Annotated in this window: 12 protein-coding genes; 7 read left to right on the top strand and 5 right to left on the bottom strand. The window is 68.6% G+C overall.

Annotated elements, in window-relative coordinates:
* Positions 1–20: 20 nt before the first annotated feature.
* Together ACFV15_RS17145 and ACFV15_RS17150 are read right to left on the bottom strand one after the other, a co-directional pair.
* On the bottom strand, positions 21–407 hold the full coding sequence (locus ACFV15_RS17145; protein ID WP_378351423.1) for a DUF4233 domain-containing protein: 387 nt from the start codon (positions 405–407) through the stop codon (positions 21–23).
* Positions 404–2020, bottom strand: coding sequence for a bifunctional folylpolyglutamate synthase/dihydrofolate synthase (locus ACFV15_RS17150; RefSeq protein WP_378351424.1), 1617 nt, complete (start codon positions 2018–2020; stop codon positions 404–406). The genes ACFV15_RS17145 and ACFV15_RS17150 overlap by 4 nt, the downstream gene beginning before the upstream one ends.
* Positions 2021–2091: 71 nt before the next feature.
* On the opposite strand from ACFV15_RS17150, the gene ACFV15_RS17155 reads away from it, so the two are divergent.
* From ACFV15_RS17155 to ACFV15_RS17170, 4 genes are all read left to right on the top strand, one after another.
* A complete protein-coding gene (locus tag ACFV15_RS17155) occupies positions 2092–2706 on the top strand; it encodes a class I SAM-dependent methyltransferase (RefSeq protein WP_378351425.1) in 615 nt (204 codons plus the stop codon).
* 37 nt (positions 2707–2743) lie between these two features.
* The gene (locus tag ACFV15_RS17160; protein ID WP_378351426.1) at positions 2744–5932 is read left to right on the top strand and encodes an SNF2-related protein; all 3189 of its coding nucleotides are present in this window, start codon (positions 2744–2746) and stop codon (positions 5930–5932) included.
* Between the two features lie 136 nt (positions 5933–6068).
* Positions 6069–6755 carry a phosphotransferase gene (locus ACFV15_RS17165; RefSeq protein WP_378351427.1) on the top strand — a complete coding sequence of 229 codons (687 nt, stop codon included), beginning with the start codon at positions 6069–6071 and terminating at the stop codon, positions 6753–6755.
* 188 nt (positions 6756–6943) lie between these two features.
* Positions 6944–7816 (top strand): SGNH/GDSL hydrolase family protein, encoded by an 873-nt coding sequence (locus ACFV15_RS17170; RefSeq protein ID WP_378351428.1) that lies wholly within the window; start codon positions 6944–6946, stop codon positions 7814–7816.
* Here ACFV15_RS17170 and ACFV15_RS17175 read toward each other — a convergent pair.
* Both ACFV15_RS17175 and ACFV15_RS17180 read right to left on the bottom strand, forming a co-directional pair.
* On the bottom strand, positions 7803–8591 hold the full coding sequence (locus ACFV15_RS17175; RefSeq protein WP_378351429.1) for an alpha/beta fold hydrolase: 789 nt from the start codon (positions 8589–8591) through the stop codon (positions 7803–7805). The two genes, ACFV15_RS17170 and ACFV15_RS17175, sit on opposite strands and share 14 nt — an antisense overlap.
* Complete coding sequence (locus ACFV15_RS17180) at positions 8591–9334, bottom strand: alpha/beta fold hydrolase (RefSeq protein ID WP_378351430.1); 744 nt, start codon at positions 9332–9334, stop codon at positions 8591–8593. The genes ACFV15_RS17175 and ACFV15_RS17180 overlap by 1 nt, the downstream gene beginning before the upstream one ends.
* An 87-nt stretch (positions 9335–9421) precedes the next feature.
* Here ACFV15_RS17180 and ACFV15_RS17185 point away from each other — a divergent pair, with 87 nt between their 5' ends.
* Positions 9422–10300: a LysR family transcriptional regulator gene (locus tag ACFV15_RS17185; protein ID WP_378351431.1), complete on the top strand. Its 879-nt coding sequence runs from the start codon at positions 9422–9424 to the stop codon at positions 10298–10300.
* A gap of 43 nt (positions 10301–10343) precedes the next feature.
* On the opposite strand, the gene ACFV15_RS17190 is transcribed toward ACFV15_RS17185, so the two are convergent.
* A complete protein-coding gene (locus ACFV15_RS17190) occupies positions 10344–12971 on the bottom strand; it encodes a valine--tRNA ligase (RefSeq protein WP_378351432.1) in 2628 nt (875 codons plus the stop codon).
* Between the two features lie 93 nt (positions 12972–13064).
* Here ACFV15_RS17190 and ACFV15_RS17195 point away from each other — a divergent pair, with 93 nt between their 5' ends.
* Positions 13065–14033 (top strand): hypothetical protein, encoded by a 969-nt coding sequence (locus ACFV15_RS17195; protein ID WP_378351433.1) that lies wholly within the window; start codon positions 13065–13067, stop codon positions 14031–14033.
* Positions 14034–14059: 26 nt separating this feature from the next.
* Positions 14060–16366 carry an FdhF/YdeP family oxidoreductase gene (locus ACFV15_RS17200; protein WP_378351434.1) on the top strand — a complete coding sequence of 769 codons (2307 nt, stop codon included), beginning with the start codon at positions 14060–14062 and terminating at the stop codon, positions 16364–16366.
* Positions 16367–16373 lie beyond the last annotated feature (7 nt).

A 16373-nucleotide genomic window follows, 5' to 3' on the forward strand; every position in this document is an offset into this window, starting at 1 on the left:
GTTCTGACCGTCGGGAACACTCACGACTGCTGTTGGCTGGGCAAAGTGCCGGCGGCCATGCGGCGCAGGACGTCCTTGCGCAGCCAGAGCAGCCACAGCCAGATGCCGCCGAAGATGAGCCCGAGTATGCCGACCGCGGGCAGCGTCACGATGAACGCGATCATCGCCACCTGCAGCGCGAGCACCACGGGCACCGCCCACGGCCGCTTGACCATGCCGCACAGCACGATCAGCGCGACCGCGATCGCGATCATCGACCAGCCGGTCAGCGTGGAGATGCCGCCGCCGACGTTCGCCACCACGGGCAGCGCGAGCGCGACCGCGATGGCCTCCATGATCAGGGTGCCCGACATGACGCCGCGGAACGACTTCATCGGGTCCTTGGCGGGCGGCTTGACCTCGCTCATGCGGGTTCCTTCCCGAACAGCGTGCGCGCGTCGCCGGCGGTGACCACCGAGCCGGTGATGAGCACGCCGCCTCCTGCCAGCGGCTCTTCCGGGTCGTCGTGCATCTCGACCAGGCCGATGGCGGTCTCGACGGCGGCGTCCAGGCTGGACTCCGCGCGGACGCGGTCCTCGCCGAACACCGAGATCGCGAGGTCGTTGAGCTCCAGCAGCGGCATCGAGCGCGGCGACGAGTTGACCGTGACCACGATGTCCGAAATGGTCGGTTCGAGTGCTTCGAGGATGCCGAGTGCGTCCTTGTCGGTCATCACGGCGACCACGGCGGCGAGCTTGCGGAAGGCGAACTCGTCGGTCAGCGCCTGCGCGAGCGCGCGGGCGCCGTGCGGGTTGTGCGCGGAGTCGAGGATGACGGTCGGTGCCGCGCGGACGCGTTCGAGCCTGCCGGGCATCTCGACCTCGGCGAACGCCTCGCGGACGGCCTCGGCCACCAGCTGGCGGTCCTTGCCGGCGCCGAAGAACGCCTCGACAGCGGCCAGCGCGAGCGCCGCGTTGGCCGCCTGGTGCGCGCCGTGCAGCGGCAGGAAGATCTCGTCGTAGACCCCGCCCAGGCCCTGCAGCTTGAGCATCTGCCCGCCGACCGCGATCTCACGCTCCAGCACGCCGAACTCGCTGCCCGCGCGTGCGACGCTGGCGTCGACCTCGATGGCGCGTTCCAGCAGCACCTTGAGCACGGCGTCGTCCTGCTCGGAGATGACCGCGACGCTGCCGGGCTTGATGATGCCCGCCTTCTCGGCGGCGATCTTGGTCACGTCGGTGCCGAGGTAGTCGGTGTGGTCGAGCGAGATCGGGGTGATGACCGCGACCTCACCGTCGGCGACGTTGGTCGCGTCCCAGGTGCCGCCCATGCCGGTCTCGATGACCGCGGCCTCGACCGGCGCGTCCGCGAACGCCGCGAACGCCATCCCGGTGAGCACCTCGAACTTGCTCATCTGGACCGCGTCCGGCCCGCCAGCACCGTCCACCATGGACACGAACGGCGCGATGTCCTCATACAGGTCAACGTATTTGGCCGCCGAGATCGGCTGGCCGTCGAGCGCGATCCGCTCGGTCACCAGCTGCAGGTGCGGGCTGGTGTACCGGCCGACGCGCAGGCCCATCCTGGTGAGCAGCGCGTCGATCATGCGTGTGGTGGAGCCCTTGCCGTTGGTGCCCGCGACGTGCAGCACCGGGTAGCCGCGGTGCGGCTCGCCGAGCAGGTGCAGCAGCGCGGAGATGCGCGCTGTCGACGGCTCGATCTTCGTCTCCGGCCAGCGCTGGTTCAGCTCGGCCTCGACCCGCATCAGCGCGTGACGGGCCTCGCGGCCGTTGGGGTCGGCGTGGTGCTCTTCGCCGCCCTGGTCGTCGAGTTCGTGCAGCTCCTGGTCCTCGGCCGCGACCAGGTCCGGCACGGGACCGAGCACCACGTTGTCGCCGAGCTGCCCGACGCCGCCGATGCCACTGCCCGGCCGTCCGCCCGCCTCGTAGGCGGGGTCGTAGCCCTCTTCATCGACCAGGTCCGGCAGGCCAGTGACAGGGCCGTCGTCTTCGTCGTCGTCGAAGGGCTCGTCTTGCCGCACACAATCTCCCAAGCTCGATACTTTCCGCAGTACACGAGTCTACGTGCGCGTTTACTGGCAGCATCGGATGCATGCCGTTCAACCACAACGACCACTACCACCCGCTGCTGCTGCGGCACCTGCCACCGGGGCCTGGCGTCGCGCTGGACGTCGGCTGTGGCACCGGCCGGTTCGCCCGGCGGCTGGCGGCGGCCGGGTTGACGGTGGACGGCGTCGACTCGTCCGGCCTGATGGTCGAGGCGGCGCGGGCCAGCGGCTCGCCGGGCCCCGGCAAGGTGAAATACCGCCAGGCGGACATGACCAAGGAGCCGCTGCCGATCGAGCACTACGACTACATCTCGTGCGTCGCGTCGCTGCACCACATGCCGATCGAGATGCTCGGCGTGCTGGAGGAGGCGCTGGTGCCCGGCGGGGTACTGGTGGTGCTCGGGCTGGCCAGGCCCAGCAAGATCCGCGACTACGCGCTGTGGCTGGCCGCGGCGCCGGTCAATCTGCTCGCACGGGTGATCGTGCACGCCGGCGAGCGGCTCAACGGCGGCAGCGAGCCCGCCTTGCGCGCGCCGATCAAGGAGACCTACCCGACGATGAGCGAGATCAGGCGGACCTCGCGGGACCTGCTGCCCGGCAGCACCGTCCGGCCGCTGCTGTTCTGGCGGTACCTGCTCGAGTACACCAAGCAGCCCTGATTCCGTTTCTGTCAGTGCCTGGGGCTAGCTTCGGAGGATGGCCACACTGCCCGCCTTCGACACCGACGACCTCAAAGACGTCGTCGGTGCGGCGACGTACGCCCGCGGCGTCGAGCACGCGAAGCGGTACGCCATCGTGGAGCCGTCGTGGAGTCCCGCGAAGGGCACGCTGAGCGGCCCGGTGCCCGGCAGCCGGGGAGACACCTACCGCGCGACGGTCTATTTCCACACCATCGAGGGCGACCCCGCCGAGCTGCAAGCCGGTCAGTGCACGTGCCCGGTCGGCTACAACTGCAAGCACGTCACGGCGCTCGTGCTGGCCGCGGCCGATGCCGGTCAGCGTGCCGCACGGCCGGTGTCCTGGGAGACCTCGCTTGGCTACCTGCTCGAGCACGAGCCGGTCACCCAGCGGACACCGCTCGCGATCGAGCTGACGCTGACCGGGCGCAGCCCGCTGGCCAAGCTGGTGAAGCAGGGCAAGCGCGGCTGGATCGGCAGCGGGCTGAGCTGGACGAAGCTGGCCTCGCTGCAGCACTACGACGAGCATCCCGGCGAGCAGCTCAGGGTGCTGCAGGAGCTGTTCGCGCTCTACCAGGCGCACAACCCGAGCCGGAACTTCTACGGCGACGTGCGCACGATCGACCTGTCCGGGTTCGACAGCCATCAGCTCTGGCCGCTGCTGGCGGAGGCCGCGACGCACGGCGTCCGGCTGGTGCACGGCGGCAAGGACCTGGGCGACCTCGATCCGCCGGTCAACGGAGACGTCTGCCTGGACGTCACCACCGCGCCAGGCGACGCGCTGGCGGTCGCGCCGACGCTGCGGCTCGGCGGCGCACCGGCCGACGCGGTGCCGGTGGCGTTCATCGGCTCCGGCGGGCATGGCCTGGTCTACGTTGACCGCGCCGACACCGAGCGGACCGACGATCCGGCGGCCTGGCGGCTGCGGCTGGCCAGGCTCAGCCCGCCCGCTCCTCCGCAGCTGCAGCGGATGGCGCTGGAGCGGGAGCAGCTGAGCATCCCGCCCGCCGAGCTGCCGCGGTTCCGGGACGAGTACTGCCCGCGGCTGCGCACGGTCGCGACGCTCGTCTCGTCGGACTCCTCGTTCACCCCGCCGAAGGTTTCGGGGCCCAAGCTGATCGTGCACGCCGTCTACGGCGAGGAGCACGCGCTGGAGGTCAGCTGGGAGTGGGCGTACCGCGTCGGGGAGTCCAGGTTCCGCGACCCGCTGGGCACCAAGGAGGTGTCCGGGTATCGCGACCTCGGCCGCGAGGAGAAGCTGCTGGCCGGGCTGGACGTGCCGCCGGAGTTCGCGCCGAAGCCGCAGCGACTGGTCTGCGAAGGCGTCGACACCATGCAGTTCACCACGGAAGTGTTGCCACTGCTGAAAGATCGGCCCGAGGTCGAGGTCGTGGTGAGCGGGAAGCCCGCCGACTATCGCGAGGCAGGTGACTCGCTGAGCATCGGGTTCTCGACGGCCGAACTGGTCGGCAAGCGGGACTGGTTCGGCCTCGACATCGCGTTCTTCGTCGAAGGCCACCCGATCGCGTTCGTCAACGTCTTCATGGCGCTGAGCCGCGGCGAGACCCAGCTGCTGCTGCCCAGCGGCGCGTACTTCTCCTTGCTGAAGCCGGAATTCCAGACGCTGAAGCGGCTGATGGAAGAGGCGCGGATGATGCAGGACAAGCCCAGCGGGCCCCTGCAGATCAGCCGCTACCAGGTCACGCTGTGGGAGGAGCTCACGGCGCTCGGCGTGGTCGACCAGCAGGCCGAAGCCTGGCGGCGGCAGCTGGCCGAGCTGCGCTCGCTGGACGAGGTCGGCACGGTCGATCCGCCCGCTTCGCTGACCGCGCACCTGCGGCCGTACCAGGTGGACGGGTTCCGCTGGCTCGCGTTCCTCTGGAAGTTCGGGCTCGGCGGGATACTCGCCGACGACATGGGTCTCGGCAAGACCGTGCAGACGCTGGCGTTGATCTGCCACGCACAGGCTTCGGCGCCGTTCCTGATCGTCGCCCCGACGAGTGTCGCGCCGAACTGGGCGGCCGAAGCGGCCCGGTTCGCTCCGGGCCTGAAGGTCGTCGTGCTGACGGACACCACGAAGAAGCGGCGGCAGACGCTCGCCGAAGCCATCTCCGGCGCCGACGTGGTGGTCACCTCGTACACGGTGTTCCGGCTGGACAACGAGGCCTACGCCGAGCACGAGTGGGCCGGGCTGGTGCTCGACGAGGCGCAGTTCGTCAAGAACCACAACTCCCAGGCGCACCAGTGCGCGCGCAAGCTCGACGCGCCGTTCAAGCTCGCGATCACGGGCACGCCGATGGAGAACAACCTGATGGAACTGTGGTCGCTGCTGTCGATCACCGCACCGGGGTTGTTCCCGAACCCGCATCGGTTCGAGGAGTTCTACGTCCGGCCGATCGAGAAGCGCGGCGATCCCGAGAAACTCGACCGGCTGCGCCGCCGGATCAAGCCGTTGGTCAAGCGCCGCACCAAAGAGCAGGTCGCCACGGATCTGCCCGAGAAGCAGGAACAGGTGCTCGAAGTCGACCTGCATCCCAAGCACCGCAGGCTTTACCAGACGCATCTGCAGCGGGAACGGCAGAAGATACTGGGCCTGGCCAAGGATTTCGACAAGAACCGGTTCACCATCTTCCAGTCGCTGACGTTGCTGCGGCGGCTGAGCCTCGACGCGGGACTGGTCGACGAGGAGCACAAAGGCCTGCCCAGCGCCAAGGTCGACGCGCTGGTGGAACAGCTCCAGGACGTGACCGGCAGCGGGCACCGGGCGCTGGTGTTCAGCCAGTTCACCGGTTTTCTCGACGTGGTAAGGAAAAGGCTCGAAGCCGAGTCGATCACCTACTGCTATCTCGACGGCAGTACCCGGCGCCGGGGTGAGGTCATCGAGCGGTTCAAGACCGGCGCCGACCCGGTGTTCCTGATCAGCCTGAAGGCGGGCGGGTTCGGGCTGAACCTGACCGAGGCCGACTACTGCTTCCTGCTCGATCCCTGGTGGAACCCGGCGACCGAGGAGCAGGCCGTCGACCGCACGCACCGCATCGGCCAGACCCGCAACGTCATGGTCTACCGGCTCATCGCCAAGGACACCATCGAGCAGAAAGTGATGGCGCTCAAGGCGAAGAAGGCCGAGCTGGTGGCCAGCGTGATGGACGACGGCGACGCCTTCGGGTCCGGTTTGGACGCCGACGACATCCGAGGTTTGTTCGCCTAGAACCGGAGGGCTGTTGGTGAACCACGCGTACTGGAAGCGAGCACATGCCGCACGATGAGCCGGACGAAGTGCTCGAAGGCGGTGGCCTCACCAAAGTCGTGCGGCGGGGGAACACCGTGCGCAGGCCACGCGGGCCGTGGAGCGACCGTGTCGAGCAACTCCCGCGCAACCTCGAAGAGGCGGGGTTTCGCCGGGCTCCTCGTTTCCTCGAGATCACCGCGGACGGGCACCAAGTGCTCGAATACCTTCCAGGGCAAGTCGGCAACTACCCGCTCTCCGCTGCCGTGCGCAGCACTCGGGCGTTGGTGACCTCGGCTCGTCTGCTGCGAGAATTTCTCGATGCCACCTCAGGTATCGCGGCGCATATGACGGGTGGATGCTCGCCGACCGAGTGCCGGCGGAAGTCGTCTGTCATGGCGATTTCGCGCCATGCAACTGCGTGTTCGACGACGAAGAGGCCTTGGCGCTCATCGATTTCGACGCCGCGCACACCGGCCCCCGGCTGGCTGACATCGCCTACGCGGTCTACCGGTTCGCACCGCTGACCGCACCGGCGAACCACGACGGTTTCGGCTCACGCGAACAACAAGCCGAACGCCTCCGGCTGTTCTGCGACAGCTACGGGCTCACCGACCGAACCGGACTCATCGCCGCGGTCATCGACCGGCTGCGAGACCTGGTCGCGTTCATGCGAGCCGAAGCGGCGGCGGGACACTCCGGCTTCGCCGCCCACATAGCCGCCGGGCACGACGAGTTGTACTTGCGAGACCTCGCTTACCTCGGTGCCAACGGGGATTTCTTCACCGCACACCTCCAGCCGTGACGGCCCCGGCTCTCCAGCTTCGATCCGAGATCGTTGGTTGACGCTAAGCAATATCGAAATCACCCGTTGTCACACCACGGCCGGGTGAACGAAGGTCTTGACCACCCGAACGGCGGCACCGGGTCCTGATCATCGCTGGCTAAAACGTGAACGGAGTCCGTGAATTCCGCTCACGAAACGGAGTCTCGATGCGTACCGCTTTCCTCGCCGTCGTCACCGTCGCCGCCGCGGCGATCGCACTGCCGGCGTCCACTCCCCCCGCTCACGCCGGCGTGCTGAATTACGTGGCGCTGGGCGATTCGTACACGTCGGGACCCCTGATCCCGCAACAGCGGAGCGACCCGCTCGGCTGCGGCCGGTCCAAGAGCAACTACCCGGCGATCCTCGCCTCGAGACTCGGCGCGCAGTACACGGACGTCAGCTGCGCCGGGGCGTCGACCGTGCAGATGGCCTACGCGCAGCCGACGGTGTCCGGGACCAACGCTGCCCAGTTCAAGGCCCTGGAGACCTACACCGACCTGGTGACCGTCGGGATCGGCGGCAACGACTTCGCCCTGTTCCGCACGCTGATCGACACCTGCCCGCTGCTGCGCGCGTCGAACTCCACCGGCAACCCGTGTGAGCGCCGGTTCGCGGTGAACGGGGCCGACAGCATCAAGGCCGGGATCCCGAAGATCTCCCAGCGGGTCAAGGAAGTCCTGTCCGGCATCCATGTGCGGTCACCCAAGGCCCGGGTGTACGCGATCGGCTATCCCCGCATCCTGCCGCCGTCCGGCTACTGCCCCAACCAGCTGCCGTTCGCCGACGGCGACTACGCCTGGCTGAACAGCGTCGAAGAGGCGCTGAACGGCGCCATCGCCGACGCGGTCAAGGCCGACGGCAAGTCGTCCTATGTGGACCTCTACGGCCCGTCGCTCGGGCACGACGCCTGCGCGGGCACCGCGGCGTGGATCAACGGCCAGAACGATTCCTGGTCTCCGGGAGCGGCCGCCTATCATCCGTTCCTCGTCGGCATGTCCGGCATGGCGGACGTCGTCTACCAGCAGATCATGCATCCATAAAGGACAAAACGGCAGCGGCGAACCCCGCCGGATCCTCGGCGGGGGCGCCGTGGCCGGCGTCGAGCCCGGCGCGGCGCGTGTCCGGAATGGCCTTCGCGAGCAGATCCTGCTGCGCACGGTCGATGATCCGGTCGTGCTCGCTGGCGAGCAGCAGCGTCGGCGCGGTGATCTTCGGCAGGATCTCCGTGAGGTCGACGCGCCGATCGACCTCGACCTGCCTGGCCGCCTGCACCGGGTCGATCAGGCCGTCGAGCGTCGCGACGAGTTCCTCGTTCGACTCAGCCGTGGCCGCGGCCCAATAGCGGGGGCCGAAAGCCATCAGCGGCAGCATGCGGGCGAACGCGCCGACGTCCAGCAAATCAAGCCAGTAGCGCAATTCCGCATCGAAGCGGGTATCCGTGACGGCCCAGCAAGCGTGCAGCACCAGGGAGTGCACGCGGTCCGGGTGCGTGCCCGCCAGGTGCGCGGCGACGACGGCGCCGAGCGAATGGCCCGCGAGACGGAACTCGCCGAGCCCGGCGTCGTCGGCGGCCGCGAGCACTTCGGCGGCCAGGTCTCCGACCGTGAGCTCACCGCCGTGGTCGACGGTCAGCCCGGAGCCCGAACAGTCGGGCGCGACGACGGTGTACCGGTCCCGCGCGGCGTCCGTCAGCGGCAGCCATTGCTCGCGGGTCGCGGCGGTGCCGTGCACCAGCACGAGCCCCGGCCCGCTGCCGGTCACGTCGTAGTGCACGAGCGCCTCGCCACCGCTGATCTCGACGGAGGTCTTCGGCATCAGTTGTCCCCCAGTACTTTGCGCAGTGCGGCGGTGAAGGCGAGCGGGCGTTCCTGATGCGGCAGATGTCCTGATCCCTCGATCACGATCAGCTCGGCGCCCGGTGTGAGCGCGGCACAGGTGAGCGGGACCTCGAGCGGGATTTCGGCGTCGAGCTCACCGTGCAGATAGGTGATCGGAACACTGAGGCTCGGCAGCCGTGAGCGCGGGTCGTAGCGGGTGCAGTCGGTGAACAGCTCGTCGATGTAGACGCCCGAATCGAGGACCTGGCGCAGCGTCCAGTCGATCAGCGCCGAAGAGGTTCCTGGCGCGAACCAGTTCGGCAGCCAACCCGCGAGTGTCCCCGCCCGGTCGGTGACCAGCGCTTCCCGGAGCTCGAGCACCTTGTCGAGCATGCCCGTCGACGGCCAGTACGCCGGGCCGCCGACCGTCACGACCCGCTCGACCAGTTCGGGATGCCGCGACGCCAGTTCGGTCGCGTAGAGCCCGCCGATCGACGAGCCGACGATGACCGGCTTGCCGAGTTCACCGGCCACCTCGGCCAGGTCTTCGACGTTGGTGTCGATGGTGTTGCCTTGCGACGGTCGCGGCGAGCGGGCACACCCGCGCAGGTCCAGCGTCACGACGCGATGATCGCGGACGAACTCCGGCAGCTGCGCGCCCCACACCCGCCCGCTGGTTCCCCAGCCGTGCACGAAAAGCAGCGGGCGGCCTGTTCCTTCGTCTTCTCGATAAAGCTTCATGACTTCGAGCGTGGCTGGCATTCAGGTATAGACCAATGAGCGAGACGCTCGTACACTCATCACAAGTCGTGATCAATAGGAGTCTGTGTGGAACTACGGCAACTCCGGTACTTCGTGACCGTGGCCGAGGAACTGCACTTCGGGCGGGCCGCCGAGCGGCTCCACATCGTGCAGCCCGCGGTCAGCCAGCAGGTGCGGCGGCTGGAGCGTGAACTCGGCTCCGACCTGTTCGACCGCACCACCCGCAGCGTCACGCTCACCACGCTGGGACATCGATTCCTCCCGCATGCCAAGGAAGTGCTCGCGTCCGAGGCACGCGCGCTCGCCGCGATCAAGGAGCTGCGCGAGGAACGCGAGCACACCATCCGGCTCGGCACCAGCGACGGCATCGGCGACCGGATGGACCGGCTGCTCGCCGCGTTCACCGCGCGGGTGCCCGGCGCGCACCTGGACCTGGTGCACGCGCCGGTCGAGCAGCGGCTGCGTGACGTCCGGTCCGGCAAGCTGGACGCCACCATCGTGCGCGGGACCTGGGACGTGCCCGAGCTGGACTTCACGCCGTTGTGGGACGATCCGGTCGTCGTCGCCCTGCCCGCCGCGCATCCGTTGGCAGCTCAGGATTCCGTCGCCTTCGCGGAGCTGGCCGAGCTGCCCGCGCGGCTGAGCTCACGCAAGCGCAACCCGCCACTGTTCGACCTGATCGTGCGCTGCTGCCGCGAGGCGGGCTTCGAACCGTTGCTGGGCAAGGAGTTCACCACCGCGCAGGACACGCTGGCCACGCTCGCCTTCGGTCCGCACTGGACCGTTTTCTACGCCGCGCACGCGAACCTGCTGCCGGTGCCCGGCGTGACTTTCCGCCCGCTGCGCGACCCCGAGCCGATCATGCCGACCTACCTGGCCATCCGAGCGGACCGCAGGCTCGGCCCCGAGCTCCTGGCTCTCATCGCCGCAGGTCAGGGGTTGTGAGTGGTATGGCCGGTTAGAACCGGCCATACCACTCACGAGCCCACTACGCGGGCAAGGTCTCCAGGCGGGCCTTGATCCGCTCGATGTCGGCGACGGCCGTGTCGCGGCGGCCCTTGATCTTGTCGACGACGTGCTCGGGCGCCTTGGCCATGAAGGCCTCGTTGCCGAGCTTGCCCTCGGTGGTCGCCAGCTCCTTCTCGGCGACACCCAGGTCCTTCTGCAGCCGCTTGCGCTCGGCCGCGACGTCGATGGTGCCCGACAGGTCGAGTTCGACCGTCGCGACGCCACCAGCGAGCCCGACCTCGAGCGACGCGCTCGGCGCGAACCCGTCCTCCGGCGCGGTCAGCCGCACCAGCGAGCGGATCGCCTCGTCGTGCAGCGCGACCGCGTCGTAGCCGCCGCCGGAAAGCCGCGCCGCGACCTTCTGGCCCGGCTTGAGGCCCTGGTCGGCGCGGAAGCGCCTGACCTCGGTGACCAGCTTCTGCACGTCCGCGATCCGGCCGTCGACGGCCGCGTCGGCATACGAGGTGTCGGCCGCCGGCCAGGAGGCGATCACCAGCGACTCGCCGCCGGTCAGCGCGACCCACAGCTTCTCGGTGATGAACGGCATGAACGGGTGCAGCAGCCGCAGCACGGTGTCCAGCACGTGCCCGAGCACGGCACGGGTGTTCGCCGCGGCGGTCTCGGTCCCGTTGTACAGCTGGACCTTCGCGAGTTCCAGGTACCAGTCGCACAGCTCGTTCCAGATGAACGAGTACAGCGCGTTGGACACCTTCGCGAACTGGTAGTCCTCGAACAGCGCGTCCACTTCGGACACCGTCGCGCCGAGCCTGCCGAGAATCCAGCGGTCGGCCTCGGTCAGTTCCGAAGCAGCGGGCACCGGGTGCTCGACCGAGGCGCCGTTCATCATCGCGAACTTGGTGGCGTTCCACAGCTTCGTGCCGAAGTTGCGGGAACCGGCCGCCCACTCGTCGGCGAGCGCCATGTCACCGCCGGGGTTCGCGCCGCGCGCCAGCGTGAAGCGGGTGGCGTCGGTGCCGAAGGTGTCCATCCAGTCGAGCGGGTCGATGACGTTGCCCTTGGACTTCGACATCTTCTTGCCCTGCGCGTCGCGGATGAGCCCGTGCAGGTACACGTGATCGAACGGCTGCACCCCGTCCATCTCGTACACGCCGAACATCATCATCCGGACGACCCAGAAGAACAGGATGTCGTAGCCGGTGGACAGGACGCTGGTCGGATAGAACTTGGTCAGATCCGGCGTCTTCTCCGGCCAGCCCATGGTCGAGAACGGCCACAGGCCGGACGAGAACCAGGTGTCGAGTACGTCGGGATCCTGTGTCCAGCCCTCGCCCGACGGCGGCTGCTCGTCAGGGCCGACGCACACCATCTGGTCATCGGGGCCGTACCAGACCGGGATCCGGTGACCCCACCACAGCTGGCGCGAAATCGTCCAGTCGTGCATGTTGTCGACCCAGTCGAAGTACCGCTTCTCCAGCTCCTGCGGGTAGACCTTCGTCCGGCCGTCGCGCACGGCCTCGCCCGCCTGGCGCGACAGCGACTCGACATTGACCCACCACTGCAGCGAGAGCCGTGGCTCGACCACCGTGTCGCAGCGCGAGCAGTGCCCGACCGCGTGCACGTACGGCCGCTTCTCCGCGACGATCCGGCCTTCCGCGCGCAGTGCCGCGACGACCGCGGGCCGCGCCTCGAAACGGTCCATGCCCAGGAACGGGCCGTGCACGGTGACCACGGCGCGTTCGTCCATGATCGTGAGCATCGGCAGGTCGTGACGACGGCCGATCTCGAAGTCGTTCGGGTCGTGCGCGGGGGTCACCTTCACCGCTCCGGTGCCGAACTCGGGGTCGACGTGCTCGTCGGCCACGATCGGGATGCGGCGGCCGGTCAGCGGCAGCTCGACCTCGGTGCCGACGAGGTGCTTGTACCGCTCGTCGTCAGGGTGGACGGCGACCGCGGTGTCACCCAGCATCGTCTCCGCGCGGGTGGTGGCCACGACGATGGCGTCGTCGCCGTCGCCGTAGCGGATCGACACGAGCTCGCCGTCGTCGTCCGAGTGGTCGACCTCGATGTCGGACAGCGCGGTCTGGCAGCGAGGGCACCAGTTGATGATGCGTTCGGCGCGGTAGATGAGCCCGTCGTCGAACAGCCGCTTGAACATGGTCTGCACGGCGCGCGACAGGCCCTCGTCCATGGTGAACCGCTCGCGCGACCAGTCGACGCCGTCGCCGAGGCGGCGCATCTGGTCGAGGATCTTGCCGCCGTACTCGGCCTTCCACTCCCAGACCCGCTCGACGAACTTCTCACGGCCCAGGTCATGCCGCGAGACGCCTTCCTTGGCGAGCTCACGCTCGACGACGTTCTGTGTCGCGATGCCCGCGTGGTCCATGCCCGGCAGCCACAGGACCTCGTAGCCCTGCATGCGGCGGCGACGGCTCATCGCGTCCATCAGGGTGTGGTTCAGCGCGTGCCCCATGTGCAGGCTGCCGGTGACGTTCGGCGGCGGCAATACGATCGAGAACGGCGGCTTGTCCGACGAGGCGTCCGCGGTGAAGTACCCGGCGTCTACCCACCGCTGGTAGAGCGTGGCTTCTTCATCGGCCGGGTTCCAGGCACCCGGAAGGTCGGTTTGAGGCTGAGCGTTCTCGGTCACAACGACAAGTCTACGAACTCGCTCACTCGGGGTAACACTCGCGTCTCACCAGCGATGAGTGGATGTTGGAACACTGGGGGAAGGCAGTCCACGATGGACGATCGCAGTATCGACTCACACCCGGACCTGATGAATCCGGACTGGCAGAAGCACGCCGAAAAAGAGGCATGGGCCGAGGTACGCAAAACCCAGCGCCGTAAGCGCGGTTTCTGGCGCCGCCCGTCGCTCTGGGTCGTGCTCGGGCTGATCGTGCTCGTCGGAGCCGCCGTCGTGGTCCGGCAGGTCAAGGGCCAGACGACGAACGACCCGGCCGCCGCCCCACCCCCGCCGACGGTCGCGCCGAGCACGCTCCCGCGCACCGCGAAGGTCGACCTCACCCAGCCGTTCCTCAACACGCCCGCGGCGCAGTGGAAGGAAGGCCTCGACGGGCTGGAGGTGCCGACGGCCGAGAAGCTCGGCGCGCTCACCGCCGAGCAGGTGGCCAGCGCCTATGACCAGGTCAAGAAGGTCATCAACGCCACGGTGCTCGACCGGACCGCGGTGGAGAAGCACGACCACAGCGGGCTGTACGAGATGCTCGGCGCCGAATCGGCGAAGTCGGTCAAGGAGGTGCTCGAGGGACCGGACAAGACCAAGGTCTCGTCCTACGTCACCGAGATCGCGGACGGGTTCCACCTGCTTCCCGCGAACCCCCGTCTCAAGGGCAAGCTCAGCGCCCAGGCGGGCGAGCGCAAGGGCGAGATCCTGGTCAAGGCGAACTACGTGGTCGCGTACGCGTTCGACACGGCCGACCCCGGCAAGCTCAGCGGCCCCGGCGACATCGTCGCGTTCCGGCGGGAGGAGTCGGGCTACGCCGTGTACACGCCCAAGGCCGGTGGCGGGGTGTTCTTCGACGGCGGTCAGAGCCAGACCTTCTCGATGGCCTGCGGTGCGGCCAAGGCCGGTTACCTCGCGCCCGCCTACAGCGAGGTCAACGTCGGCAACGGGCCCGGTGTCTCGGACGAGGCCCGGATCTACGACATCGACAAGCCGATCGACAACTCCGGCCCGGGCTGCGGGTAGCCGGTACAGAGGCGCACTATGTGGGTGTGAGCAGCAACGCGCCTGAGAATGACGTCGACGAGAGCCGTCTCAAGGTCGGCAAGCCGAAGGAGTGGGCGGCCGGTATCCCCGGCGTCGCCGTGTCGCTGACCCGCGGCATGGAACAGATGGGCGCGGCACGCACCGTCCGCACGTTGCGCCTGCTGAACCAGCGTGAGGGTTTCGACTGCCCTGGCTGCGCGTGGCCGGAGCCCAGGCAGGCCGATGGCGAGCACCGGCACCTGGCCGAGTTCTGCGAGAACGGCGCCAAGGCCGTCGCCGAAGAAGCCACCAAGCGGCGCGTCGAGCCGTCGTTCTTCGCGGCACACTCGGTCGAAGACCTGGCAGGCAAGACCGACTACTGGCTCGGCCAGCAGGGGCGGCTCACCGAGCCGATGGTGCTGCGCGAAGGCGCCTCGCACTACACGCCGATCTCGTGGGACGACGCGTTCTCGCTCGTGGCCGGGAAACTGCGCGAACTGGCCGACCCGAACCAGGCGATCTTCTACACCTCGGGCCGCACGAGCAACGAGGCCGCGTTCCTGTACCAGCTGCTGGTCCGCTCGTTCGGGACGAACAACCTGCCCGATTGTTCCAACATGTGTCACGAGTCGTCCGGCGCGGCGCTGTCGGCGACCACCGGCATCGGCAAGGGATCGGTCAGCCTGGCCGACATCCACCGCGCCGATCTGATCCTCGTGGTCGGCCAGAACCCCGGCACCAACCACCCGCGCATGCTGTCCGCGCTGGAGCAGGCGAAGAAGGCCGGCGCGAAGATCATCGCGGTCAACCCGTTGCCGGAAGCCGGGTTGATGCGGTTCAAGAACCCGCAGAAGGCCAAGGGCGTGGTCGGCAAGGGCACCCCGCTGGCCGACGAGTTCGCCCAGATCCGGCTCGGCGGCGACCTGGCGTTCTTCCAGGCGATCGGGCACCTGCTGCTGGCACAGGAGGACGCCGCGCCCGGCACGGTGGTCGACCGCGCGTTCGTCGACGCCTCGACAGAGGGCTTCGACGACTACGCGAAGCAGGTCCGCGACCTCGACTGGGACGCCGTCGACGCGGCGACCGGCCTGCCGCGCGAGCAGATCGTGCACATCGCGCACATGATCGCCGACTCCGAGCGCACGATCTACTGCTGGGCGATGGGCCTGACCCAGCACAAGCACGCGGTGCCGACGATCAAGGAGATCGCGAACCTGGCGCTGCTGCGCGGAATGATCGGCAAACCGGGCGCCGGTCTCTGCCCGGTGCGCGGGCATTCCAACGTGCAGGGCGACCGGACCATGGGCATCTGGGAGAAGATGCCGGAGAAGTTCATGGCAGGCCTCGAGCGCGAATTCGGCATCAAGGTGCCCCGTGACCACGGCCTGGACACCGTCGACTCGATCCGCGCGATGCGCGATGGTCACGGCAAGGTCTTCTTCGCACTCGGCGGCAATTTCGCTTCCGCCACCCCGGATTCCTCGCTGACCGAGAACGCGCTGCGCTCCTGCGAGCTGACCGTGCAGGTGTCGACCAAGCTCAACCGTTCACATGTCGTGCACGGCAAAACCGCTTTGATCCTGCCAACGCTCGGCCGCACCGAGCGGGACGTGCAAGCCTCGGGCGAGCAGTTCGTGACGGTCGAGGACTCGATGTCGGCCGTGCACCCGTCACGCGGGCGCCTCGCGCCGGCGAGCGCGTCGCTGCGTTCCGAGGTGGCGATCGTCTGCGGCCTCGCGTCGGCGTTGCTGGGCGCCGATCACGCGGTGCCGTGGGCGTCGTTCGCGGCCGACTACGACCTGATCCGCGACCGCATCGCCGGCGTCGTCCCCGGCTGCGACGACTACAACCGCCGCGTCCGCGAACCGGACGGTTTCGTGCTCCCGCACGCACCACGCGACGCGCGCGAGTTCAACGGAACGGCCAACGGCAAGGCCAACTTCACCGCGTCCCCGCTGGAGTTCCCCGCGATCCCGGAAGGCCGGTTGCTGCTGCAGACATTGCGCAGCCACGACCAGTACAACACCACGATCTACGGCCTGTCCGACCGCTACCGCGGCATCGAAGACGGCCGCAGGGTCGTCTTCGTGAACCCCGCGGACCTCACTTCGCTGGGCTTCGAGGACGGCGAGATCGTCGACCTGATCTCGGAGTGGCGCGACAGCGAGCGCCGCGCGGAGGCCTTCCGGATCGTGTCGTACCCGACGGCCCCCGGGTGCGCAGCGGCGTACTTCCCCGAGGCGAACGCGCTGGTGGCACTGGATTCCGTGGCCGACACGTCGAACACCCCGGTCTCGAAGGCCATCGTCATCCGCCTGGACCGGCGCGTTTAGCTGGCAT

Origin of the sequence: Amycolatopsis sp. NPDC059657 (assembly GCF_042734395.1) — a bacterium.
Classification (GTDB): Bacteria; Actinomycetota; Actinomycetes; order Mycobacteriales; family Pseudonocardiaceae; genus Amycolatopsis.